Annotated in this window: 23 protein-coding genes; 4 read left to right on the top strand and 19 right to left on the bottom strand. The window is 58.6% G+C overall.

Features of this window, described 5'->3' with window-relative positions:
- Positions 1 to 16: 16 nt before the first annotated feature.
- The 4 genes from msbA to BA177_RS07880 all read right to left on the bottom strand — a co-directional run bounded on the left by msbA (position 17) and on the right by BA177_RS07880 (position 5,206).
- Entirely contained in the window at positions 17 to 1,780 is a 1,764-nt protein-coding gene (msbA, locus tag BA177_RS07895; protein ID WP_068615135.1) for a lipid A export permease/ATP-binding protein MsbA, read from the bottom strand.
- Positions 1,777 to 2,208, bottom strand: a complete 432-nt coding sequence (locus BA177_RS07890) for an ExbD/TolR family protein (RefSeq protein ID WP_068615132.1) — start codon at positions 2,206 to 2,208, stop codon at positions 1,777 to 1,779. The genes msbA and BA177_RS07890 overlap by 4 nt, the downstream gene beginning before the upstream one ends.
- A complete protein-coding gene (locus BA177_RS07885) occupies positions 2,205 to 2,840 on the bottom strand; it encodes a MotA/TolQ/ExbB proton channel family protein (protein ID WP_068619082.1) in 636 nt (211 codons plus the stop codon). The genes BA177_RS07890 and BA177_RS07885 overlap by 4 nt, the downstream gene beginning before the upstream one ends.
- Positions 2,841 to 2,920: 80 nt before the next feature.
- The gene (locus BA177_RS07880) at positions 2,921 to 5,206 is read right to left on the bottom strand and encodes a DNA internalization-related competence protein ComEC/Rec2 (RefSeq protein ID WP_197493384.1); all 2,286 of its coding nucleotides are present in this window, start codon (positions 5,204 to 5,206) and stop codon (positions 2,921 to 2,923) included.
- 82 nt (positions 5,207 to 5,288) lie between these two features.
- On the opposite strand from BA177_RS07880, the gene BA177_RS07875 reads away from it, so the two are divergent.
- Positions 5,289 to 5,813: a DUF2062 domain-containing protein gene (locus BA177_RS07875; protein WP_068615126.1), complete on the top strand. Its 525-nt coding sequence runs from the start codon at positions 5,289 to 5,291 to the stop codon at positions 5,811 to 5,813.
- Here the strand turns inward: BA177_RS07875 and BA177_RS07870 are convergent, their stop codons facing one another.
- The 3 genes from BA177_RS07870 to BA177_RS07860 are packed head-to-tail and all read right to left on the bottom strand — an operon-like array spanning position 5,814 to position 8,994.
- Positions 5,814 to 6,494: an ABC transporter ATP-binding protein gene (locus BA177_RS07870; protein WP_068615123.1), complete on the bottom strand. Its 681-nt coding sequence runs from the start codon at positions 6,492 to 6,494 to the stop codon at positions 5,814 to 5,816.
- Positions 6,487 to 7,734 (bottom strand): lipoprotein-releasing ABC transporter permease subunit, encoded by a 1,248-nt coding sequence (locus tag BA177_RS07865; protein WP_068615120.1) that lies wholly within the window; start codon positions 7,732 to 7,734, stop codon positions 6,487 to 6,489. Before BA177_RS07865 ends, BA177_RS07870 begins: the two co-directional genes overlap by 8 nt.
- A gap of 3 nt (positions 7,735 to 7,737) precedes the next feature.
- Positions 7,738 to 8,994 carry a lipoprotein-releasing ABC transporter permease subunit gene (locus BA177_RS07860; RefSeq protein ID WP_082989974.1) on the bottom strand — a complete coding sequence of 419 codons (1,257 nt, stop codon included), beginning with the start codon at positions 8,992 to 8,994 and terminating at the stop codon, positions 7,738 to 7,740.
- A 177-nt stretch (positions 8,995 to 9,171) separates the two neighbouring features.
- Here BA177_RS07860 and BA177_RS07855 point away from each other — a divergent pair, with 177 nt between their 5' ends.
- From BA177_RS07855 to BA177_RS07845, 3 genes are all read left to right on the top strand, one after another.
- Positions 9,172 to 9,456, top strand: coding sequence for a hypothetical protein (locus tag BA177_RS07855; protein ID WP_068619081.1), 285 nt, complete (start codon positions 9,172 to 9,174; stop codon positions 9,454 to 9,456).
- A gap of 108 nt (positions 9,457 to 9,564) precedes the next feature.
- Entirely contained in the window at positions 9,565 to 13,035 is a 3,471-nt protein-coding gene (gene mfd / locus BA177_RS07850) for a transcription-repair coupling factor (protein ID WP_068615114.1), read from the top strand.
- Positions 13,036 to 13,060: 25 nt separating this feature from the next.
- Positions 13,061 to 13,897 carry a CsiV family protein gene (locus tag BA177_RS07845; protein ID WP_082989973.1) on the top strand — a complete coding sequence of 279 codons (837 nt, stop codon included), beginning with the start codon at positions 13,061 to 13,063 and terminating at the stop codon, positions 13,895 to 13,897.
- Between the two features lie 2 nt (positions 13,898 to 13,899).
- Here the strand turns inward: BA177_RS07845 and BA177_RS07840 are convergent, their stop codons facing one another.
- The 12 genes from BA177_RS07840 to lepB form a co-directional block, all read right to left on the bottom strand.
- Complete coding sequence (locus BA177_RS07840; RefSeq protein ID WP_068615108.1) at positions 13,900 to 14,790, bottom strand: diguanylate cyclase domain-containing protein; 891 nt, start codon at positions 14,788 to 14,790, stop codon at positions 13,900 to 13,902.
- Between the two features lie 56 nt (positions 14,791 to 14,846).
- Entirely contained in the window at positions 14,847 to 15,599 is a 753-nt protein-coding gene (locus BA177_RS07835; protein ID WP_068615105.1) for an S-methyl-5'-thioinosine phosphorylase, read from the bottom strand.
- A 16-nt stretch (positions 15,600 to 15,615) separates the two neighbouring features.
- Entirely contained in the window at positions 15,616 to 16,662 is a 1,047-nt protein-coding gene (gene nagZ, locus BA177_RS07830; protein ID WP_068615102.1) for a beta-N-acetylhexosaminidase, read from the bottom strand.
- A 112-nt stretch (positions 16,663 to 16,774) separates the two neighbouring features.
- Positions 16,775 to 18,106 carry a 23S rRNA (uracil(1939)-C(5))-methyltransferase RlmD gene (rlmD, locus tag BA177_RS07825; RefSeq protein ID WP_068615099.1) on the bottom strand — a complete coding sequence of 444 codons (1,332 nt, stop codon included), beginning with the start codon at positions 18,104 to 18,106 and terminating at the stop codon, positions 16,775 to 16,777.
- Positions 18,107 to 18,113: 7 nt separating this feature from the next.
- A complete protein-coding gene (locus tag BA177_RS07820; protein WP_068615096.1) occupies positions 18,114 to 18,887 on the bottom strand; it encodes a 3'-5' exonuclease in 774 nt (257 codons plus the stop codon).
- The gene (acpS, locus tag BA177_RS07815; RefSeq protein ID WP_068615095.1) at positions 18,887 to 19,288 is read right to left on the bottom strand and encodes a holo-ACP synthase; all 402 of its coding nucleotides are present in this window, start codon (positions 19,286 to 19,288) and stop codon (positions 18,887 to 18,889) included. The genes BA177_RS07820 and acpS overlap by 1 nt, the downstream gene beginning before the upstream one ends.
- Positions 19,285 to 20,040, bottom strand: a complete 756-nt coding sequence (gene pdxJ, locus BA177_RS07810; protein WP_068615093.1) for a pyridoxine 5'-phosphate synthase — start codon at positions 20,038 to 20,040, stop codon at positions 19,285 to 19,287. The genes acpS and pdxJ overlap by 4 nt, the downstream gene beginning before the upstream one ends.
- Positions 20,033 to 20,800, bottom strand: coding sequence for a DNA repair protein RecO (gene recO / locus BA177_RS07805; RefSeq protein ID WP_068615090.1), 768 nt, complete (start codon positions 20,798 to 20,800; stop codon positions 20,033 to 20,035). Before recO ends, pdxJ begins: the two co-directional genes overlap by 8 nt.
- Positions 20,801 to 20,834: 34 nt before the next feature.
- Entirely contained in the window at positions 20,835 to 21,734 is a 900-nt protein-coding gene (gene era / locus BA177_RS07800; protein ID WP_068615087.1) for a GTPase Era, read from the bottom strand.
- Entirely contained in the window at positions 21,735 to 22,424 is a 690-nt protein-coding gene (rnc, locus tag BA177_RS07795) for a ribonuclease III (RefSeq protein WP_068615084.1), read from the bottom strand.
- Positions 22,425 to 22,517: 93 nt separating this feature from the next.
- Complete coding sequence (locus BA177_RS07790; RefSeq protein ID WP_068615081.1) at positions 22,518 to 22,919, bottom strand: DUF4845 domain-containing protein; 402 nt, start codon at positions 22,917 to 22,919, stop codon at positions 22,518 to 22,520.
- Between the two features lie 98 nt (positions 22,920 to 23,017).
- Positions 23,018 to 23,773 (bottom strand): signal peptidase I, encoded by a 756-nt coding sequence (gene lepB / locus BA177_RS07785; RefSeq protein WP_068619080.1) that lies wholly within the window; start codon positions 23,771 to 23,773, stop codon positions 23,018 to 23,020.
- Positions 23,774 to 23,775: the final 2 nt, after the last annotated feature.

Genomic DNA, 23,775 nt, shown 5'->3' with positions numbered 1-23,775 from the left:
TCGTTACTTTTCCCGCTCAGGAGCTACCGGAATCATCAGAAAATTGCATGCGGTAGAGAGCCGCATAGTGCCCTTCCGCCGCCAGCAATTCGGTGTGCGTCCCGGATTCAACGATCTTGCCTTTATCGAGCACGATAATCCTGTCGGCACTTTCAACCGTGGAAAGCCGGTGCGCTATCACCAATGTTGTCCGGTTTTTCATCAGCAAATTCAACGCATCCTGGATGCGTCGTTCCGACTTCGTGTCCAGCGATGATGTCGCCTCATCCAGAATCAGGACCGGCGCATCTTTGAGCAAGGCACGGCCAATCGCAATACGTTGCCGCTGCCCGCCGGACAACAGCACACCGCGATCGCCCACCATAGTGTCCAGACCTTGCGGCATTTCACTCGCGAACTCGAGTACGTGCGCGGCCTCGGCCGCTTCCAGTATTTGCTCACGAGAGCATTGCCTGAGCTGGCCATACGCCAGGTTGTTGGCGATGGTGTCATTGAACAGCACCACGTCCTGACTGACGAGGCTGACGTTGTTCCGCAGATGTGTCAGCGTGTATTCCTTGATCGGGCGCTCATCCAGCAATATCTCACCCGCTACTACATCGTAGAAACGCGGCAACAATGAAACAAGCGTCGATTTGCCGCTACCCGAATGACCGACTATCGCGAGGGTCTTGCCCGCCTCTACTTTCACCGACAGATCGTCAATGATCGTCGCGTTGTCATTGCCATAAGAAAAGCTGACGTTGCGAAACTCGACAGTGCCTTTCACCCGACCGTCAGCAAAACTGCCGGAATCCGCTTCATCGTTTTCGTCGATAACTTCAAAGAGGCTGTCGCCGGCCGCGATACCGCGTTGCAGCGTGGCATTCACGTTGGTAATGCGCCGCAGCGGCTGCATCATCAACATCATCGCACCAAAGAAAGCCATAAAACTGCCGGGGCTCAGGTTGTTGTTCACAGACTCTATACCGGCCAGGTAAACAACCCCGGCTATACCGAAGCCAAATACAACCTGGGTGATCGCAACCCCCAGCGAGCGCGTGCGAATAAGTTTCATGTGCTGGCGGCGATTGCTTTCATCAACATCCACCATGCGGCCCATCTCGTACTCGCGGCCACCGAAAATTTTCACGACGCGATGGCCGGTCAGCACCTCTTCGGTTACCTGCGTCACTTCACCGACCGAGTCCTGGATACGGCCACTGTAGCGCCGAAACGCGGTGCCGAGCGCACGAATGATGAACGCGATTATCGGCAAGACAACCGCAACAGTGATGAACAAACGGGTACTCTGATAGACCATCAGGCCTATTGCTGCCATGACGGTCAACAGGTCCCGAACGAGTATGGTCACAACGTTGGTCACCGACTCTGCGACCATCTCAACGTTGTAAGTCATGCGCGACAACAGCGGTCCGGTTGACTGGGTCTCGAAAAACCGCGATGGCAGCGTCAGGTATTTCTGGAAAAGGTCACGCCGCAGCGAGCTGATCACGCTACGACCAATCCAGCCCAACGAAGACTCGGTGGCAAATCCGGCAGCGCCGCGCAGTATGAAGACAAAGACAAATGCAATTGGCAGCCAACGCGCTGTTTCAAGGTTTTTCGCGACCAGCGCTTCGTCCATCAACGGCTCGATCAGTGCAACCATTGTCATTTCAATGACAGCGGTCGCAGCCATTGCGATCAATGCAACTATTCCAATCCCGCGATGCGGCAGTACGTAACGCCAAAGACGTTTGTAGACCGTCGTTATGCGTGGATCGAAATAATTACTCACTGCGGCTCGTCAGTCGGGTCATTCAGTGTGGCAATGCTGATTTGTGAGAAACCGAGGCGACCCGCAACGTCCATGGCGGTGACCACGTGCTGATGTTTAGCACTTGCATCAGCACTGATCGTCAACGGCAACGAGGTATTACCGTCAGACAACTTTTCCAAGGCGTTGCGAATTGTTTCCGGCCGGTTGTTAACCAGCTCCCGCCCGTTGATCAGGTAAGTCCCCTGCTCCGTTATCATGATTTCCAGTTGCTGCGGTTTTTCCTCGACGACAGCCGACGTTTCCGCCTGTGGCAAGCGAATGGAAATTTGTGACTGCTTGACGAAACTTGTCGAAACCATGAAGAAGATCAACAACAGCAGCACGACATCGATCAACGAGGTCAGGTTGACCTCGGGCTCGGCGCGTGGACGAATCCTGAGATTCATGAGTCCTTCTGGGATTGCTTGTTGTAAGACTGCCGACGATGCAGTGCTTCGACCAGTTTGATCGCCTCTTTTTCCATATCGACCACCAGGGTATCGACACGATTGCGGTAGTAGCGGTAACCAATCAGCGCCGGGATCGCCACTGTAAGGCCTGCGGCTGTGGTAATCAGCGCTTCAGCAATACCGCCAGCCAGCACAGTAGGGTTACCGACACCGTGAGTAGTAATCGCCGTGAATACTTTGACCATGCCGATGACGGTACCGAGCAACCCCAGCAACGGTGATATGGCGGCAACCGTACCCAGCGTATCGAGGTAGCGCTCGAGTTCGTGCACGACATGCCGGCCGGTGTCCTCGATGCTGTCTTTCATGATCACCCTTTCGCGATCACGATTGATCAGACCCGCCGCAAGAATCTGGCCCAGCGGCGAACCCTGGTGCAGGGATTGAATCTGCCGATGATCCAGCGAATTCTCTTTGACCCAGTTCCAGACTTTGCTGGTCAGGTCATCGGGCAATACGCGCTTTTGCTGCAGCGTCCAGAAACGCTCCAGCATAATGCCCATGGCAATAATGGCGCAGAGGATGATCGGCGCCATTAACCAGCCGCCAGCTTTAACGATTTCAACCATATAGAGAATCAAGGTGTGCGGAAAAGTCGAAATATACAGGGACCGGCCCGAAAATTCCCGCGCAACGTCCACGAACCTCATCAACCGCGGTCATGCCAGTAGCGGGCGGCGCTTTTCCGGTACTCCAACTCAAGGACGAGTCCCTGCTCCCGGCACAAGCGGTGCTGAATCGCGCCAGATGCTGCAGTGGTCAGCACCTTTGCGCCGGCTTGTTGCCAACGTGTCACGACGTCGTCTTTTGGAAATCCCCAGCGATTCCTGTAACCCGCCGAGACCACAGCAACCTCGGCCTGCAAGGCCGCGACGAAACTCGAACTGGACGAAGTCCGACTGCCGTGATGCGGCACCAGGGCCACCGCGACCGGGCGCAACCGCCCGCCATAACTCAGGCGGGTTTCAACCGGACGTTCTATATCACCGGTCAGCAGCACTCGGTGCTTGCCCGCGGCGATCAGCAGCACGCAAGACGCGTTGTTGCCGTCCGTCCCGACGCCACCACGCTCCGGGTGCAGGATCGCGAAGTCAATACCGTCCCATCGCCAGTGCTGGCCGGCAGCGCACTGCCGGTCAGAACTTGCTGTTACGCCTGGTGGTTCACCGGTCATGCTGGTGGCCACCGGCAATGCCGCAAGCACACTGGCCATACCACTGGCGTGATCCTGATCGGCATGACTGATAACCAGCATGTCCAGCTGCCGAATGCCCTGGCTGCGGAGAAATGGCAGAACCACGTGTTCGGCACTGTTGCTCCCGCCGCGAAAGGCCGGGCCGGTATCGAACAACAGCGTCCGGGTAGGCGTGCGTACGACATTGGCCAGCCCCTGGCCTACGTCCAGCGTGTACAAATCGAAACAACCAGGTGGTGGTGGCGGCGGTCTGGAAACCACAACGAACACCAGCGCGACCCAGGCGAGACCTCGTCCCGGTGCTCCGCGTGGCAACAGGACCCACAACATTGGCAACCACAACATGATGCTGGCAAAGCCCGTCGGAGTCGCGAGGCGGTAGCCAGCGCCAGGCCAACCAGCCAGCCAGGTCAGCAGGTGATTGATGAGCTGCAGGCTGTGATAAGCCAGCCGCAACATGAGGTCACCTGCCACGGCCAACGGTCCGTCCAGCAAGAGACCAAGCAACGCCAGCGGCACGGTCACAATGGAAAAGACCGGCAGGACCAGCAAGTTTGCCGCAGGCGCGAGCCATGCCAGACGTTCGAACAACAAGGTTGTCAGTGGAAACAAGCCGAGTAACAACATGGCTTGCAGCTGCAGCAGCGACATCAACCAGCGCCGGGCATGAGCGAACGCGCCAGGCGCGACAGCCGCTTGCCGCTCGCGAGCGAGCCACAGGAGTACTGCAACGGCCATGAACGACAGCCAGTAGCCAGGGCTTAATATGACCAGCGGTTCAACCATGAACAGCAGCAGAGCCGCCGCTGCCAGCACCTCCTGTGGCGACAGAACCTGGCGCCGCAATACACCCGCCGCAAGCAAACCCAGCATCAGGCAGGCACGCTGCGCCGGTACCGCGAAACCCGAGATGGCCGCGTAAACGACCGCCGCCAACAACGCAATCGCTGTCGCGGTATCCCGGCTGTTGCCGCGCGGCTGACAAAACGCCATCGATAACCACGCCAACAAGCCCGCGCCGGCGGCAGCGAGACCAATGTGCAGCCCGGAAATCGCCATCAAGTGACTGGTACCGGTTGCGGCATACCGGTTCCATGCTGCCCGTGACACCTGGTGACGCGCACCGACGCTAATTGCCAACAGCGTGGCGCTCGCATCATCCTCCGGCAACAAGCGACTCAATCGTTGCACCGCATGCGCGCGCAACCGTTGCACAAACGACAGGCTGCCAAGGGTCAGCAACTCGGCTGTGAGCACATAGCCGCTCGCGCCAACGCCCTGCCGGTGCAACCAGCCGGCGTAGTCGAATCCGCCGGGATTGCGATTTCCCCGCGGACTGCGCAGGCGCGCAGTGAGCGCCCATAACTCACCGACCTGCGGGACACGGTCCGGCTCGAAGTACGTCAGCCGCAGCCGCTCGGGAAGACCGGGTGCCTCAACCGGCGCTACCAGGAGGCGGACTTGCGGCCATTCTTCCCTAGGAAATTCAATTACTTCTGCTATGAACTTAAACGTGTTACCGTCTTGAGCAGAGGGCAATTGATCGGCCAATTGCTGATTGGCCGCCGACCACATCAACAGCAGACCGAGCAGCCACGCTGCCAGCGGCTGAGTACGGCGGGTTGTCGTTAAGCCGAGGCCGATTGCGGCCGCGACCCACGCGCCGGCCGTCGGCGGCAACTGCGGTAGCAACGACAGGGATGCGGCGCCCGCGAGTGCCGGAAGGCAGATCCGCAGCATGTTCCGCATCCGTAATCAATTGCATATATGATGCCGCGCGTAGTCGCGACCCGAAGCCGGATGACACCGAAACACCCGTCCAATGCCAAGACGCTTTTTTCGAAAATTTGCCCTGAAACGCCAGCACTTCCATGGCCACTGGTACCTGGCGCCATTCGACCACCTGCTGCATGACCAGCGCTTGTGGGGTGTTCGACGGCGGACCATCGTGCCCGCCTTTGCCCTCGGCCTGTTCATTGCCTTCCAGCCGGTACCCGGGCACATGCTGATCGGCGCGCTGCTGGCGCTCGCATTCCGGATCAACATCCCGATTGCCGCAATCACCACCTTTGTCAGCAATCCACTGACCATCGGCCCGATGTTTATTTTTTCTTACCAGCTCGGGCGCTTGCTGCTTGGTTTGGAACCACGCGAGATCAACTTCGAACTCAGTTGGGATTGGTTGGCCGATAGCTTTCTCAACATCTGGCAACCCTTGATGCTCGGTTGTGTGCTGCTGGGCAGCATCGCCTCCCTGCTCGGCTACATCGGACTGGATCTGTTGTGGCGAGCATCGATAGCCGACTACCTGGAAAAACGCCGACGCCGCAAGAACCGCAAACTTTGATCAGGCTTCGTTGAGGACCCCGCCTTCGAGCGTGAGGATACGGTCCATGCGCCTGGCGATGGCGTGATCGTGAGTCACGATAATAAGACTGGTTTGAAACTCGCGGTTCAGTTCCAGCATCAAATTCAATACGTGCTCACCATTGCCCGCGTCCAGATTACCCGTGGGCTCATCCGCCAGTACCAGCCTGGGTTGGGTAATCAGTGCTCTGGCGACGGCCGCACGCTGGCGTTCACCGCCGGACATTTCACCGGGCTTGTGCGTCAGACGCGCACCAAGTCCAACCCGATCCAGCAACTTGCCCGCTGCAGCGAGCGCCTCAGCGCGCGGCATGCGCCGGATCATCAACGGCATCGCAACGTTTTCGGCCGCCGTGAACTCTGGCAGCAAGTGGTGAAACTGGTAAACGAAACCCAGGTATTTGTTTCGCAGCAGGCCTTTTTCGCGCTCACTGGTGTGCGCAATCGTCTGCCCGCCGACGATGACATCGCCTGAGGTCGGTTCATCCAGTCCGCCCATGATCTGCAACAGCGTGGTCTTGCCGGACCCGGAGGAGCCGATGATGGCCAGCCGTTCGGCAGGTCGCACGTCAAGGTTTACACCACTGAGCACTTCCAGCGTCGAGCTGCCTTCGTTGAACTGCCGTACGACGTCGCGGCACAGGAGCACCTGATCACTCATAGCGCAATGCCTCCGCAGGCAGAGTGCGCGCACCGCGCCACGCCGGGTACAGGGTGGAAAGCAATGCGAGCAGCAGTGCAATGCCACTCACCTTGGCTACGTCCGACCAGCGCAAATCAGCTGGCAGGTCGCTGATGAAATACACATCCGCCGCAAGAAACTTCATGCCGAAGCTCGCCTCGAAAAACGCCACAATGGCCTCCAGATTAACAGTCAACAGCACGCCGAGTACCACGCCTGCGACGGTACCGGTAACACCGATCACGGTGCCCTGCGTAATGAATACGCGAAGTATCTCACCAGGTTGCGCACCGATGGTGCGCAAGATCGCGATATCCGATTGCTTGTCTTTGACGACCATAACGAGCGTCGACACGATATTGAAGGCGGCGACCGCGATGACCAGCAACAAAATCACGAACAGAATGGATTTGGTGATCTGAATAGAACGGAAGAAATTGACGTGACGCCGCGTCCAGTCACTGACCAATACGCCGCCACCTGCCTCCAGCGCCACCTCGCGAACGATCACCGGCGCTTCGAATAACTCTTGCACGGACAAACGTACACCGCTGACGTCTTTACCCAGGCGAAACAAGCGCTGTGCGTCGTCGATATGAATAAAGGCGAGGCGTCGATCGAACTCGTACATGCCCACGCGGTAAATGCCGGTGACGGTAAACCGCTTGCTGCGCGGAATAATGCCGGCCGGCGTCACCGTGCCCTCCGCCAGCGTTACCGTCACCTTGTCGCCACGACCGATACCGAGGTGCGCCGCCAATTCACTTCCGAGAACAATATTGAACTTGCCAGCCACCAGCTCCGCCAGCTCGCCATCAGTCATGACGCCGGCAACTCCGGACACACGATCCTCTGACGGCGGGTCGATGCCGCGCAAACCGGCACCGCTGAGCTTGCTGCCGGCAATCAGCATGCCCTGACCTTCCACGTACGGAGCACTGGCAACGACCAACGGATTAGCGTCCGCAGTGTCCGCAAAATGCGGCCAGTCAGACAATCGCTGATCCGGGCCTTCAATGCTGGCATGGCCGGACATCGACAGGAGCCGGTCCTTTAGCTCGCGTTCAAATCCGTTCACCACCGACAAGACAATGATGAGCACAGCGACAGCAATCGCGATCCCCAACATCGAAATCAACGAGATCAACGAGACAAACCGGTTGCCGCTTTTCGAGCGCACATAGCGACTGCCTATCCATATTTCGTAGAGCTGGGTCATCGCTCACTCATAACGCAGCGCACTGGCCGGATCGACCAATGCGGCTCGCCGGGCCGGGTACAAGGTTGCCAGCGAGGTCAGCACGAATGCAGCAATCGCAATAATGATGACATCCCTGCTCTGCAGCACAGAAGGGATACGGGTGACGTAGTAGACGTCGCCCGGCATGATCTGAAAGCCGAAGAACGCCTCGAGAGCTGGCACCAGTGTCGGCACATTCTGCGCCAGCAGGACGCCGACACCGACACCGGCCAGAACACCCAGCCAGCCGATCATCGCGCCCTGGATGAAAAATACCCGGACAACGCCGTTAGGCCCCATGCCCAGGGTTCGCAAGATGGCAATGTCACTGGTCTTGTCCGTCACTACCATGACCAGGCTGGCAACAATATTGAATGCAGCAACGCCGATAACCAGCGAGAGGATCAACGACATCATCATCTTTTCAATGCGGATGGCGCGGAAATAGCTGGCGTTCTCAACAGTCCAGTCCGAGCTGCGGTATCCGGAGCCGAACGCATCTCGCAAGCCTCCTGCGATGGCGGGTGCCGCGAGTACATTCCCGGACAAAAAGCGTACGGCACTCACCTCGCCGTCATTGAGTCCGGCGAGTCGCGCGGCATCCTGCAAATGCATCAACGCCAGTCCGGTGTCGTGTTCCTGCACGCCGGCGTCGAACATGCCAACCAGCACAAAGCGTTCCAGCACGGGTTCCATCTGGCCGTTCGCCCCTGCCCGCGGCACCAGCAAGACCACACTGTCGCCGACAGCAACAGCCAGATCCCATGCCAGCAAGCGGCCAAGAATGACCCCCTTCTCGCCAGCTTGCAGGTCCGCAAGTCGGCCTTCCACCAGGTTGATCGTGCGGCCTGCAACGCCTTCTTCAGCGACCGGCTCAATGCCGTCAATTTGCACCGGTTTCAGTTCCGTACCCGTGCGGATCATGCCCTCCAGCTGCACAACAGGTGTAGCCGCAAGTACGCCGTCTTGCGCCAGCACTCGCTGTCGAACCGCCTGCCAGTCCTGCAAAGCACCGTTATCGGACGCGACGTAGCCGTGTGCTGTCATGCTGAGCAAGCGGCTGCGCAGCTCCCCTTCGAAGCCGTTCATCACCGACAGGATGACAATCAGCGCGGCGACGCCCAGAGCGATACCTGCCATCGAAACCAGCGTGATAAAGGAAACGAAACGGGTGCGGCGTTTGGCGCGCAGATAGCGCAATCCGACAAACAGTTCGACAGGATGAATCATCGGCCGCATTAAACCACATTCGTTCCCGGACGGTGATGAGTCCTGGCTCAGCCGGCTGCCGCGCGCAAACTGTGACCCAGGTCCGGGAGCCCTGCCGGCCCAGGGTGTACAAAACGGCCTAAGTCCATGTTTTGCCTGTTCCCGGCCAATGTTATAGTCCGCGAACAACCCAACGGAGAGTCGGAAATGAACAAAGCTCGGGCACTGAGCCTCACAGTACTGGCGGCCAGCCTGATGGGCGTAGCCCAGGCCGATACCCTGCAAATGGGCGGCACCGACAATGCCGAACGCTACGAACAGACCGGCAAACCCGTCCGTGGCATGACTCAGGCGCGCGTTGAAGCCGAGTTCGGTACCCCCAATTCGCGTCAGAGCCCCGTGGGTGAACCGCCAATTACGCGCTGGGACTACGCCGGTTTCGCCGTCTATTTTGAGTTTGACCGCGTTATCCACGCCGTCAGCAAGCGCTAACACAGCGGGGCTCATCGCCCTGCCGCGAGAGGGACAGCTGCAACAGGCACCTGTCCCTTTTTTGTGTGTATGCGATAATCGCCGGCCGTTTGAAACAGCCAGCCACTCGTGTCCGACCTGCCCTTCCTAATACCGACCGCCCATCAGGATCGCTTGCGATCGATCGGCCGCCTGACCGGTGCCAGTACCGCACTTGCCGCCGTTGAACTAGCCCGCGGTTTAAACCGCCCGCTATTGCTGCTCGCGCCCGACGCTCGCGAGGCAGACCGACTGGAAGCCGAAGCACGCTGGTTCGCCGGCGACCTGCCCGTGGCGCACTTCGTTGAATGGGAAACACTGCCGTGGGACACCTTCTCGCCCCACCAGGATATTGTTTCGCAACGATTGGCCGTGCTGGCTGCTCTGTCACAGCAGAAGCGCGGCATTTTAATCGTGTCGGCATCGGTACTCTTGCAGCGCCTGCCGCCCGTCGGCTACGTCGCCGCCCGCACACTTAGCCTGAATACCGGCGACACACTCGATCGTCAAGCATTCATCGACAAACTTTCCGGCGCCGGCTACCTGCGCGTACCGCAGGTTGAAGAACACGGTGAGTTTGCCGTCCGCGGTGCACTGCTGGATGTTTTCCCGATGGGCTCCGCCCAACCGTTGCGCATTGACTTCTTTGACGACGAGATCGACACACTGCGCTGCTTCGACCCGGATACGCAGATGTCCGGCGAAAAAATTGACGGCGTCAACATATTGCCGGCACGCGAAGTGCCACTGGACGATGAAGCCGTCAAACTGTTCCGTCGTCGCTATCGCGAACGTTTCGAAGGCCAGCCTTCCCAATCACGTGTGTACCGCGACATATCGGACGGTATTGCACACGGCGGCATCGAGTATTACCTGCCTTTGTTTTTCGACGATACCGCGACACTCGTCGACTACCTGCACAGCGACACGGTGATTGTTGCGCCGGCCGAACTTGACGACCTGCTCGAGCAAAACTGGGCGGAAATCAAAGAACGTTACGAACTGTGCCGGCTGGACCCTGAACGCCCGATCCTGAATCCGGAAGAAACCTTTGCCGCGCCAGAACACATCGCAGAGCTGTTGAGCCACTACCGCCAGGTAGCAACCAGCTCGAACAAAATACCCGAGACGGCAACGGTGCTGAACGTCGAATCACGGTTGCCGCCGGCGATGAAGATCGAAGCCCGCTTCGAAGACGCGGCGCGAGCGCTCATGACGTTCCTCAATAACTTTTCCGGCCGGGTTCTGTTTACCGCCGATTCTGCCGGCCGTCGCGAGAGTGTCAGCGACTTCCTGCAAGGTCGTGAGCAAAAGGTTACGCGGGTCGCAAGCTGGGCCGAGTTCTGCCAAAGCGATTCAAGGCTTTGCGTTGCCGTCGCTCCTTTGGAAGACGGCGTGTTGCTGCCGCTTGCCGGTATCGCGATCGTCAGTGAACAACAACTGTTCGGCGAGAAAGTCCGACAACGTAACCGCCGCCGACGTGCTGAACGCGACCCGGAAAGCATCATACGCCAGCTCAACGATCTGCAAGCAGGCTCGCCGGTGGTGCATGCAGAGCACGGTGTTGGCCGCTACCTCGGGCTGGTCACCCTGGAGGCTGGCGGTACTGTCGCCGAGTTCCTCCATCTTGAATATGCCGGTGGCGATAAACTGTACGTCCCGGTGCAGTCACTGGATGTAATATCCCGTTATACCGGCGCCTCTCCCGAAAATGCACCGTTGCATCGACTGGGCAGCGACCAGTGGGCAAAAGCGCGCAAGCGGGCAATCAACAAGATTCGCGATGTCGCCGCAGAGTTACTGGACGTCTACGCCAGACGCGAAGCACGGCCAGGGCATGCTTTCAAATGGAGCGAGGCCGACTACCGCTCATTTGAAAGCGGATTTCCTTTCGAACCAACCGAAGACCAGCAACAGACCATCAACGATGTACTCGGCGATCTCGCAGCCGCGCGACCAATGGATCGCGTCGTGTGTGGCGACGTTGGTTTCGGCAAGACGGAAGTCGCACTCCGCGCGGCCTTCGCCGCCGTGCACGGCGGCAAACAGGTTGCATTACTGGTGCCCACCACACTGCTCGCGCAACAGCACGGGCAGACCTTCAAGGATCGCTTTGCCGACTGGCCCGTGCGGGTCGAAGTGATGTCGCGCTTTCGCAGCCCGAAAGAGGTCAAGTCTGTCGTCGAAAACATGCGCAATGGTCGCGTCGATATTGTTATCGGCACACACCGCCTGTTGCAGCACGTAAAGGACTTCGAGAATGTCGGCCTTGTGATCATTGATGAAGAACACCGTTTCGGTGTTCGTCATAAGGAAGCCATCAAGTCGATGCGCAGTGAAGTCGATATACTCACCCTGACCGCAACGCCGATCCCGCGCACGTTGAACATGGCGCTCGGCGGATTGCGCGAGCTGTCGCTGATCACCACCCCGCCCGCAGAACGCCTTGCGGTCAAGACCTTTGTCAGCGAATGGAATGACGTTGTCATTCGCGAAGCCTGCCTGCGCGAAATCAAGCGTGGCGGTCAGGTCTATTTTATTCACAACAAAGTCGAAGACATCGCCCGTATCGGTGAGCGTTTGTCGGCGCTGGTGCCGGAAGCCAAGATTCGTGTGGGCCATGGTCAGATGCCCGAACGCGAACTGGAACAGGTGATGCTCGATTTCTACCACCGTCGTTTCAACCTGCTGTTGTGCACGACCATCGTGGAATCCGGTATCGACGTTCCAACGGCCAATACGATTATCATCAACCGCGCCGATCGGTTTGGTCTTGCACAGTTGCACCAACTGCGGGGGCGCGTCGGCCGTTCGCACCACCGCGCCTACGCCTACATGATTGCGCCACCGAAACGTGCAATGACCGCCGATGCGGCGAAACGTCTGGAAGCGATCGACTCGCTGGAAGATCTTGGTTCCGGATTTACCCTGGCGACGCACGATCTCGAAATACGTGGCGCCGGTGAATTGCTCGGCGATACGCAGAGTGGGCAAATTCAGGAAATCGGCTTTTCGCTCTATACGGAAATGCTCACACGTGCCGTGGAAGCATTGCGCGAAGGTAAAGTCGCCAACCTCGACAAACCGCTGAACGCAGGCGTTGAAGTCAATCTGCACGTGCCTGCGTTGCTGCCAGACGACTACGTACCTGATGTTCATCTTCGACTGATACTTTACAAACGAATAGCGAGCGCGCGTGGTGAGCAGGAACTTCGCGATCTGCAGGTTGAACTGATCGACCGATTCGGCCTGCTACCACCAGCCGCCAAAAACCTGATGCGCGTTGCAGCCATAAGGGCGGCCGCCGCTCGCCTGGGCATCGAGAAAATCGATGCTTCCGATGAAGCCGGATTCCTGCAGTTTGGCGAGGGCGCGGATGTTGATCCTTTGCAACTGGTTCGTCTGATGCAAACACGTAGTCATATCTATCGTATGCGCGGCGCGGATCGGCTACAGTTTCGCCAACCGATGGTGGATATCGAGGACCGGTTCACCGCCATCAACACCTTATTAGCCGAATTGGCACCGGTTGGCGACAGCAAGCGCGCCGCCAACGCCTGAGTGCCCGCCGGCCCGGAGTCGTACAATGCGTTACATGAAAGGTCTTAGCCCGTTTGGTTTCGCGCTGCTGCTGGCCGCTTTCGGCACGCAGGCTCAGACCGTCACCGACAGCGCCGCCCCGGAGGCCGAAGCGCGGCGCTATGCAGTGGAAGTCATATTGTTTCGGTACAGTGACAGCGTCTCCACCGGCAATGAAGTATTTCCGCCAGAACCGTTGCCGGATGACGCAGCATTTGGCATCGCGGATGAGGACAGCCGCATTTCACCATTGAATGCGGACGCGATTCCGGAGTTCGGCGACCTGATTCCCGTACCGGATGACAGTGCGCAAGACCTCGATACCGAGCTGGAAGAAATCATACTGCCGGGACAGCGTGTGGAACTGCGGGTACTGCGACGCGAAGAGTTGCAGCTCGCTGACGTGTACAACAAGCTCCAGCGCCTTGACGCCTACGAACCCGTTCTCTGGTCGGGCTGGAGTCAAACTGTCCTTGAGCGTGACGCCTCGCCGACGATTCCGCTGCGCCGCCTGGGCAGCGTGCCTTTCGAATTTGACGGCGAATTGCAGTTGTACCTGAGCCGCTTCCTGCACCTGGTGGTGGATCTGTCACTGATCCCGGAGTCAGAACGTAACAGCGACACCAATGTTCCCGCATTTGCTGACCGCCGCAGCAACAGGCCGTTTACCGGATACGACCCGCAGCCCGCGGGCATCGTCCGCCTGCGTATCAACGAAGACCGCATCATGAAAAGCGGTGACCTGCGCTACTTTGATCATCCGCGTTTCGGGATACTGGCGAAGGTGACCCGACTCGAAGCAACTGACACAGAGGCCGACGCTTCATTAGCACCGATTGAATAGTTTCAGGTACTGACCAGGTCTGTCAGGAAAGCTTGTGCGTCCGCGGCTCCGCCAGATGCCGCCACTACTGAATACCGCGATGAGACAGTCACGTAACGTTCCTTGCTGGAATGCGGGTGATGCAGGCGCAGGCCACGTACTTCAGTAGAAATAATTTCAGCAAATGCCGCGACCGCTTCCGTGTCCGATGCGTGCAGCATGACCAGCAACACCTCTTCACCATCGTACGTCAGACGTGCTGCGACATCGCTCGCCCGTCTCAGGCAGCGACGTATGGCTTGTGCGACGCGCCGCAGACAAGACTCGGATGCATGTTGGCCGAATACCCGCTGGTACTGCGGGAAGTCATCCACCCGCAACGCCAGCAAGGCAAGCGACGCCTTCTCCCGCGCTGCAACCGCCCAATCATGAGCCAATACATCACGAAATGCGGCTTCATTCAGCAAGCCGGTCAGCGGATCATCACGGGACAAATCACGAATGCGCCGGCGCGCTCGCAGCAATGCCTGATGCGCTGCACTCGCATCGCCACCACTGGTCATGCTGGCGCTGTCACGCCAGGCCGCCGCATAGTAGCGAGCACTGCCGTCAGCAGATTCTTCGATGGGTTTCAGTACCAGCAGCCAGTTGCGGCCGTTGATCTCCAGGGGAATGCTCGATTCCTGACCAGAGCGAATGGTTTCACTCAGCTCACGCGCGGTCTCTCGCCCGTGCAGAGCCTCGATAATATCGGTAACGGGCGCACTCAGCAGATCGCTGCGGTCAGCCAGCGCTTCGAGAGCGGGGTTGCACAAAGCTACCGGCCAGTCGGTCTGATCGACACGCGCGAGCAACAACGGCTCAGCGCTGACGTTGATAAGCTGATGCAACACACTGCGTTTTACTGCTGACATTTGCGCGACACTGATTGTGAATCCGGCAACTTAGGCTGCGCAACGGCCACAATGAATCAGTCGTTTTCGAGCCTCTGAAAAAACGCTTTCAACACCCGCATGGCCTGCATTTTGGCCGTCATGGTGCTGTCCTCTATGTCTTCATGGATCGCCTTGTCACCACGACCCGCAGCCATGTTCACGACCAGCGACAGACAGGCGTAGTCCATACCTAGCTCACGCGCGATGGCCGCCTCGGGCATGGCTGTCATGCCAACGATGTCAACGCCGTCTCGTTCGAGCTTGTCGACTTCCCGCATCGTCTCCAGCCGCGGCCCCTGGGTCACACCGTACACACCGCCGTCATGACACTCCGTTTCTGCCCGGCTGGCCGCCTCCAGCAACATCGAACGCAGACCCGGACTGAAGGGATCGGTAAAGTCTATGTGGTCCAGCGTAGCGCAAGGCTCGTAGTAAATACTGTGAACTCTGCCCCATGTATAGTCGATCAGCTGCTCAGGTACGACCAGCTGACCCGGCCGGTATTCACGGCTTATGGCACCGACAGTATTGATGGCGATCACGCGGTCCACTCCGGCGTCCTTCAGGGCGACAAGATTAGCGGCGTAGTTGATGGCGTGCGGCGGGATATCGTGATCTTCACCGTGGCGCACGATCACGTACACGCTGTGATTCGCAAACTGCAGCTGTTTCAGCGGCGAGGACGGCGCGCCGAACCGGGTGTTGACGGACTCACCCGCCGAATCACCGCCGAACTTGGCAAAACCGCTGCCGGCGATTATCGCGAATTGTTGCCTCGAACCTGTCATTACTCGCTGCTCCCAGCTACGCGTTCAGTTCCAGCGTTGGCCGATCGAGCCAGTCCGCAAGTCGTTTAGTCGCCTGTTGCCATTCGGCAGTGGCCAGCAGTTTGTCCCGGGCAGGCGTACCAACACCGTGCAATCGCGCCAGCCTCACCCGGGCCAGCGGATCGGAATAGTCATTAAGCGCCGCGACCGCCGATTGCGCCGCCGCACGATCATTGCACACCAACACCATGTCGCAACCGGCCACCAGGGATAATTGCGCACGCTTGGCTATCGAGCCATAAGGCAGTGTCGCTTTCATACACAGATCGTCACTGAAGACGGCACCGTCGAAACCGATCTGGCCCCGCAACTGTTCTTTGATCCAGTACGGCGAGAAACCAGCCGGCATCGGGTCCATTTCCGAATAAACGATGTGCGCCATCATGACACCGGCCAGCACCCGCCGCTGCACGAGCTTTTCATACGGCTGCATGTCATCCAGCAGGACGCTGTACGGGCGACGGTCGACCGGTAACTTCTCGTGCGAATCAGCCACCACGGCACCGTGCCCCGGAAAGTGTTTGGCCACTGCCGCCATGCCAGCGTCCCGCATACCGTGACTGAGCGCGATCGACAACTCGGCCACCACCGCCGGCTTGCGATGAAAACTGCGATCACCGATGACCTCGCTCGGACCCCAGTCCAGATCAACACACGGGGCGAACGACAAATCGATGCCGGAGGCCCGCAATTCCGAACCAATCAGCCAACCGCAGGTTCTGGCCAGGGCAAGCGCCTCCTGCGGGTCACCGTCGTAACAACGCCCGAGCATTCGCATCGGTGGGATCGGGGTGTAGCCGTCCCGGAATCGTTGCACTCGCCCGCCTTCATAGTCAGCCGCGATCAACAATGGCGGGCTGCGCAAGGCGCGGATTGACGACACCAGCGCCGCCAGTTGCTCCGGTGACTCAAAGTTTCGACTGAACAGGATCACGCCACCAACGGCCGGCTCACGTAACAATTCCCGGTCGGCCGGCGTCAGCACCAGCCCCTCGATGTCCAGCATGACCGGTCCGAGTGGCACGGTGTCCGCGCGGCTCAGGCCGCACCTCCGCGTTGCCCGGCGTCGCTACAGCACGCGCATCGCTCGCAATTTGCAATCACTAAAAGCATCAACTATCCATTATATTTCATTGTTATTTCTTAATTTTATCGAAAACGGCTATGGACTCAACATGGCTGGTGTGGGGAAACATGTCGATGATACCGGCCGCGCTCAGTCGGTAGCCACGGGCGCACAGTTCCGCCGCATCCCGCGCCAGCGTTGCCGGGTGGCAGGACACATAAACAATACGTTGCGGCTTGATCTTGTCGATTCTCTGCACGACAGCCAGGGCACCGCTGCGTGCCGGGTCCAACAACAAGCGTTGCCACTGCTTCTTCAGCCACGGTTCTTTGCCATCAATGGCATCAAGATCGGCGGCGAGGAAATTGACGTTGTCCAGGCCATTGCGGCGGGCATTCGCCGTTGCCCGGGCAACCTGCCGTTGCTCGCCTTCGATGCCCAGCACCTCGCCTGCCAGCCGTGCCAGAGGCAGAGAAAAGTTGCCAATCCCACAAAACAAATCGAGCACCCGGTCACCGGGCTCAGGCGCCAGTAGCGTCAATGCGTGCTGCACCATTCGACGATTGATGTCGGCATTGACCTGCACGAAGTCCGTCGCCTCGAATTGCAGCTCGATGTCGTACTCCGGCAACGTGTAGAACAACGGCGGCGGTTCGACGGGATACAGATCGTATACGGTATCCAGTCCGCCAGGTTGCATGGCGACCGTTACGCCGTGCGCCGCCGCAAACGCTTCGAAGTGCTGACGATCAGCTGCCGTCGGTTCCTCAAGTACACGAAACACCAGCCGGGCTTGCTCGTCACCGATGGCGACTTCAATCTGTGGAAGGCGTGCGCGGATACTCAGTTTTGCAACCAGCTCACTGAGTGGATCCAGCAAGCTGTCGACCGGCCGGGCCAACACTTCACAGCGGTGCATGTCCGTGACATAGGGAACGTGGCGTTCGCGGAAGCCGACCAGCACGCGATCTTTGGCCGGTACGTCTTTCACCGCAAGGCGGGCGCGCCGGCGGTAGTGCCAGCCGCCCTCTTCACCGCCATCAAAAACGGGCTCCAGCCATACTTCGGGTGTGACCCCACCGATGCGTTGCAGCGCTTCGCGCAAGGCATCCGATTTGATGTCCCGTTGCCGCCCCTGGGATTGATGCTGCAACGTGCAGCCGCCGCACACGCCAAAGGCCACACAACGCGGCGTCACCCTTTCACTGGAAGGCTCCAGCACTTCAAGCAACTCGGCTTCATCGTAGTTACGTCGACGCTTGCGGCGCAGGAAGCGGACGGTTTCGCCGCTGAGCGCACCGGCGACAAACACCGTCTTGCCTTCAATTCGCGCTATACCACGGCCATCGTGAGTCACCGTGCTGATTTCAGCCGTTTCCGGCTGTGCTTTCTTTCTTGCCATCGACAGTTCAGACCTCTTTCCATGCGGCGGCAAATTCTTTCAGGTGTGGCTCATCCATCGCTGCCAGAGTTTCTCGCACCAGCGCGTACTCGCGTTGTAAAGAGGCCTCGTCCAGATTGCCACGCATGTACTCGAAGCGCAGGTACACAAGATACGTATTCAGGACATCGGTCTCGCAATAGTTCCGGATCTCTTCAATGCCGCCATCGAGCCAGCAGTCCCAGACTTTGTCACCGCTCATCCCCAGCTTGCCCGGAAAGCCCAGCATGACCGCCATCTCGTCCAGACTGGCGCGTCCGCGCATCTGGAAGCCCGCCAACACATCCATCAGATCGAGATGCCGCCAATGAAAACGACTGAGGTAATTGTTAAAGCGAAAATCCCGGTCGTTATCGCCCGTGTCCCAATAACGTGCCGCCTTAATGCCGTGCAGCAACGCTCGATAGTGCAATACTGGCAGGTCGAACCCGGACCCGTTCCAGGTTACGAGTTCCGGGGTATAGCGCTCGATGCCGTCGTAGAAGCGGCGGATGATCTCCGCCTCGTCAGCATCCGGGTCACCGAGCGTCCAGACCTTAAAGGTATCTGCCGTACGAAACGCAACAGAAATGGCAACGACGCGTTGCTGATGCAACGGCAGGAAGTCATTGCCCGTTTTTTGTTGCTGTTTGAACTGCATGGCAGTGCCAACATCGGCATCGCTCAGACCGTCCAGGTCGTACATACGCCGCCCGAAATCAACGTCAGGTACGGTTTCAATATCGAAGGCAAAACAATGCATCAGGGTCGCGCTCCTTCTGCTGGCGCATTCATCACAACGGCGAAAGCCATTATCAGGCCCGCGTCATCCGTCAGGCTGACGTGGCCTTCGCCGATTCCCAATTTCTGGCACACCCCGCGACCACGATCCGACCAGATTATTAGCGGTCTGCCCCATTCGTTGTTGACGATCCCGACATCCCGGATCCAGACGCCGTGTGCAAATCCAGTGCCCATCGCTTTGACTGTCGCTTCCTTGCCAGCAAAACGCATCGCGAGAAAGCGTCCCTTGTCCCGTGCCTGTTCGAACAACGTTCGTTCTTCGTCCATCAGCAAACGCTCGACAAAGTGATCACCGAAGCGTTCGTAGGTCTGGCGTATCCTGGACAATTCGACGAGATCGGTGCCTACGCCGAAAATCATGCGTCTGCCCGGCGGCCCGTGCGGGCGGCAATCATCAGCTGTTTCATGTCGGACACAGCTTTGGCGATGCCGTCGAAAACAGCACGCGCGACGATGGCGTGGCCGATGTTGAGCTCAACGATTTGCGGGATTTTCGCGACAGGCGCGGTGTTCTCGTAGTGCAGTCCGTGGCCTGCGTGAATGATCAATCCGAGTTCATCGCCGGTTTTAGCCGCCGCCACAATGCGGTTAAACTCATACTGCTGGGCTTCATCACTGGCATCAGCGTAAGCCCCGGTATGCAATTCGACCACCGGCGCACCGACGTCGCGAGACGCACGCAGTTGCTCTTCATCGGGGTCGATGAACAACGACACCCTGATTCCGGCATCGGTCAATCGACGGCAAGCGTCCTGCACACGTTTCTGTTGCCCAACTATATCCAGTCCGCCCTCGGTAGTGAGCTCTTCCCGCTTCTCCGGAACCAGGCAGACATCGGACGGCCCCAGTTCACAGGCAATGTCGAGCATTTCATCGCTTAGGGCAATCTCCAGATTCATGTGAGTCTGCATCCGCGACTTCATGGCCGGCAAATCTGCATCCTGAATATGGCGACGGTCTTCCCGCAGGTGCAACGTGATGCTGTCAGCGCCGGCGCGCTCCGCGCGTATTGCCGCGTCAACCGGGCTCGGATAATGGGTGCCGCGAGCTTGCCGCAACGTGGCCACGTGGTCGATGTTGACCCCGAGGTGCAGTGGTCTTAAGTCAGTCAATCCCCGATTCCTTATTGATGTCGTCGCGCCACGTACCGGCCGACTTGCCGCGCAGTTCGCGCAGCACTTTTCTGCTTTGTAACTCCTTGCCATCCAGATGATACGCGATGACACCACGCATGAGGCGGTTAGCCGCTCGCAGTGTCGCCGGATCGCCAAATTCCTGGGCGCGTATCGCCAGCAACTCTGCACCGCGAAAAACCATGGCACCCGAGGTTAATGTACTCGGCAATACGCCTTGTTCAGCACGGTACTCATAGTAGCGTTGCGACTCCAGGTCCTGCTGTTGCAGACCATCGTGCTCCAGGTTCAAGGCGTAACCGAGCAGTCCAAGCAGCTCCATCTCGTATTGCCGCAATAATGCGGCCGGCTGCGCAACCCCGGCCAGGCGTTGAACCGTTCTGCCGTACATGGCGAAAATTTCCGGCTGAGGGTCATGGCGGTGCATCAGTTTCAGCAGCAGCTCATTCGCATAGTAGCCGGAAAGCAAGGCATCGCCGCCCAGCGACACCGGCGGCCCGTTCATTTCCGCACCCGTCAGGGTGCCGAGTTCCGTCCGGCTGACCCAAGACACCGACAGCGGCAGAAACGGCCGGAGAATGCCCTTCAGGCTTGATTTCGCCGAGCGGGCGCCGCGCGCGACCAGCGACAGGCGACCGTAGTCGCGGCTGAGCAAATCCAGAATGCGGCTACTGTCCCGGAACGGCCGGTGATGCAAAAGCCAGGCAGGCTGATTGTGGACTCGAAGACTGCTACTCATGGCGTATCTTACTGCAGCGGCTTCGATTCGCCACTCACGGTACGTCGTAACCCAATTGCGCGAGGTCTTTGTCGCTGTCAGCCCAGTTGTCGCGGACTTTGACCCACATTTCCAGGTGTACGGGACGGCGATAGTGCCGCTTCAATTCGATCCGCGCCTGGGTGCCAATTTTCTTCAGCAACGCGCCTCCTTTGCCGACGACGATGCCTTTCTGGCTATCGCGCTCGACCCAGATGACCGCGTGCATACTTATACCTTCGGCCTCGTCGTCAAAACGTTCAATCTGCACGGTAAGGCCGTAGGGCAATTCGTGCCGCAGCTCCCAGGTCAACTTCTCGCGAATGAGTTCCGCTGCGCGGAACATGTCATCGCGGTCACTCACCATGTCATCGGGAAACAGGGGTGGGGATACCGGTAGACGTTCCGGCAACAACGACAACAGCCGATCCAGATTCTCACCGTTTTTTGCCGACAGCGGCAGAATTTCCAGGAATTGATGGCGTTCACTCATCGCCGCGATCAGACCCAACAACTCCTCTTTTTGTTTGATCCGGTCAATCTTGTTGAGGAGGACCATGGTCGGCTTGCCGCTTTCCCGCACCCTGGCCAACACCGCATCATCTTCGGTTGTCCAGCGATCCGCTTCGCAAACCAGCAGCACCAGGTCCGCATCGAGCAATGCATTGGCCGCCGTCCGGTTCATCATCCGGTTCATTGCCTTGTTGGCATTCAGGTGCAAGCCCGGCGTATCCACGAACACCGTCTGGCTGTCCCGCTCATTGTGTACCGCGAGTATCCGGTGCCGGGTTGTCTGCGGCTTCGGGCTGACAATGCTGACTTTGCGACCGATGATCGCATTGATCAGAGTGGATTTGCCGACGTTTGGTCGGCCGACTACGGCGACAAAGCCGCAGCGGTGTTCTTGCTTATTCATTCACTGAGCCTTCGGCTGTGATTTGATTGACGCAAGCATTTCGCGTGCGGCATTTTGTTCGGCAATACGCCGGGACGTACCCTGCCCGCTCGATTCCAGGTGCAACGCGGAGACGCGGCAAGTCACCACAAACCGGCGCCGATGCGGCTTGCCGCTGACGTCACTGACTTCATAGCTGGGCAACTCCAGGCCATTGCCTTGCAGATGTTCCTGCAATTTGGTCTTGGCATCCTTCAGGTCACCGGATTCGGGCAACGACTCCAGACGATCCTTGTAGACCCGCAATACCATCGCTTCCGCGGCTGCGAAACCGCGGTCTATATAAACGGCACCGAACAGTGCTTCCAATGCGTCGGCCAGGATCGAGGAACGGCGGTGCCCGCCGGTCTTCTTCTCGCCGCTGCCCAGATTGATAAATTCGCCCACACCCAGTCCGGCTGACAACTCAGCCAATGACGAATCATTGACGAGCGTCGCACGGAAACGGCTGAGGTCACCTTCACTGGCATCCGGTCGACGTGCATACACTTCGGCGGAAATGACGAAATCGAGGACAGCATCGCCCAGAAACTCAAGACGCTCGTAACTTTGCCCTGTCGCGCTGCGGTGCGTCAGGGCTTTGTCGAGCAAGGCCGGATCAGTGAATTGGTAGTCCAGCGTTCGGGCGAGCCACGCGGCGGCGTTTTCCAATGGTGCAAAGCCTCTGCCCTGTCGTAGCGGCACAAGTAATTTCGGGAGGCCTATCCTGCCAGACCATCACGCACGCCGCCATGGCGGCAGCGCCTAGCGGCGGATTAACGCGGATTTTTCGAAATGGACGGTGAAAGACACGTTGCCGAGGTACGCCACGGTGTGGTCGTAATTCGCCGCAATCAGGAAACCACCGGAATCCGGGGTCACTTTGACATCCTTCGCCGTCAGCACGGCAACGCTCTCGATGCTGAAACGACGTTCAATCGACCGCCGAATATTGCTCAACGTCGGCGCCTGACTGTCGAATTCTTCCTTCACCCCTTCCACGACCCCAGCCACCTTCATGTAATTGAGGTACACGGGTGTCAGCTGGATGGCGGCAAAAGCAAACATGCCGAGAAACACCACCAGAATCAGCATTCCCAGCGTGGTCATGCCACGAATGTTCTTTCTGTTGACCGTTGCGACCCTGCGGTCGGTAGTACTCGTCACGATATGCCTCCGTCAGTCCCGGCCTGGCCTGCCGAAACGCCATTGATAGCGTTGAATTTCAGCCGATTTTAATGGCAATTTCAGTGATTTACACCACATTATTGAATTTTCATCCCTACCCGCTCCCAGCGTGGCCAGCTCAGTCCGTCCATGTGCATCCAGATGCGTACTGCCTCTCCGACCAGGTGGCTCTCGGGTACGGTACCGATATAGCGACTGTCCTGACTGTTGTCACGGTTGTCACCCATCATGAAATAAGACCCTTCCGGCACGGTGTACCGCTGCTCTATCGCCGAACTGCCCGGGTTGCGCACCAGAATTTCGTGCTCGCGGTCACCCAGCACTTCGGTGAACTGCAACGACCCCGGAAATTCGGCCGACGCCTCGCCGGCACCGAGGGGCATCGGCTCTCCGTTGATCAGCAACTGATGGTCACGGTACTGGATGTTGTCGCCAGGCAGTCCCACCACCCGCTTGATGTAGTTAATGCTGGGATCTGACGGCAAGCGGAACACAACGACATCCCCGCGCTCCGGCTCTCCCGTCTCGATAATCTTGGTTTCCACTACTGGCAAACGCAATCCGTAGGTGTACTTCTTCACGAAAATGAAGTCGCCTTGCAGCAGAGTCGGGTTCATGGAACCCGATGGAATACGAAACGGCTCGAAGACGAACGAACGAATTACCAGCACCATCAACAACACCGGAAAGAACGATTGCGCGTATTCGATAGCCGTCGCTTCAACCGCACCAGGCGGGTTCGGCCGCTTCTGCACAACGAACGTATTGTAGGCGACGATAACCCCGGAAATCGCCGTCAATACAGTCAGTAACAACGCTAGATTAATGTTCACGT

Source organism: Woeseia oceani, assembly GCF_001677435.1.
Classification (GTDB): Bacteria; Pseudomonadota; Gammaproteobacteria; order Steroidobacterales; family Woeseiaceae; genus Woeseia; species Woeseia oceani.
The sequence above is the reverse complement of the archived record's forward strand: the minus strand, read 5'-3'. Positions and strand labels throughout refer to the sequence as shown.

What these genes read in the sequence shown, in the direction of transcription:
- BA177_RS07890 (WP_068615132.1), bottom strand. Translation starts at nt 2,208, where the DNA reads ATGAATCTCAGGATTCGTCCACGCGCCGAGCCCGAGGTCAACCTGACC.
- BA177_RS07885 (WP_068619082.1), bottom strand. Translation starts at nt 2,840, where the DNA reads ATGGTTGAAATCGTTAAAGCTGGCGGCTGGTTAATGGCGCCGATCATC.
- BA177_RS07880 (WP_197493384.1), bottom strand. Translation starts at nt 5,206, where the DNA reads ATGCTGCGGATCTGCCTTCCGGCACTCGCGGGCGCCGCATCCCTGTCG.
- BA177_RS07875 (WP_068615126.1), top strand. Translation starts at nt 5,289, where the DNA reads ATGCCAAGACGCTTTTTTCGAAAATTTGCCCTGAAACGCCAGCACTTC.
- BA177_RS07870 (WP_068615123.1), bottom strand. Translation starts at nt 6,494, where the DNA reads ATGAGTGATCAGGTGCTCCTGTGCCGCGACGTCGTACGGCAGTTCAAC.
- BA177_RS07865 (WP_068615120.1), bottom strand. Translation starts at nt 7,734, where the DNA reads ATGACCCAGCTCTACGAAATATGGATAGGCAGTCGCTATGTGCGCTCG.
- BA177_RS07860 (WP_082989974.1), bottom strand. Translation starts at nt 8,994, where the DNA reads ATGCGGCCGATGATTCATCCTGTCGAACTGTTTGTCGGATTGCGCTAT.
- BA177_RS07855 (WP_068619081.1), top strand. Translation starts at nt 9,172, where the DNA reads ATGAACAAAGCTCGGGCACTGAGCCTCACAGTACTGGCGGCCAGCCTG.
- BA177_RS07845 (WP_082989973.1), top strand. Translation starts at nt 13,061, where the DNA reads ATGCGTTACATGAAAGGTCTTAGCCCGTTTGGTTTCGCGCTGCTGCTG.
- BA177_RS07840 (WP_068615108.1), bottom strand. Translation starts at nt 14,790, where the DNA reads ATGTCAGCAGTAAAACGCAGTGTGTTGCATCAGCTTATCAACGTCAGC.
- BA177_RS07835 (WP_068615105.1), bottom strand. Translation starts at nt 15,599, where the DNA reads ATGACAGGTTCGAGGCAACAATTCGCGATAATCGCCGGCAGCGGTTTT.
- rlmD (WP_068615099.1), bottom strand. Translation starts at nt 18,106, where the DNA reads ATGGCAAGAAAGAAAGCACAGCCGGAAACGGCTGAAATCAGCACGGTG.
- BA177_RS07820 (WP_068615096.1), bottom strand. Translation starts at nt 18,887, where the DNA reads ATGCATTGTTTTGCCTTCGATATTGAAACCGTACCTGACGTTGATTTC.
- acpS (WP_068615095.1), bottom strand. Translation starts at nt 19,288, where the DNA reads ATGATTTTCGGCGTAGGCACCGATCTCGTCGAATTGTCCAGGATACGC.
- recO (WP_068615090.1), bottom strand. Translation starts at nt 20,800, where the DNA reads ATGAGTAGCAGTCTTCGAGTCCACAATCAGCCTGCCTGGCTTTTGCAT.
- era (WP_068615087.1), bottom strand. Translation starts at nt 21,734, where the DNA reads ATGAATAAGCAAGAACACCGCTGCGGCTTTGTCGCCGTAGTCGGCCGA.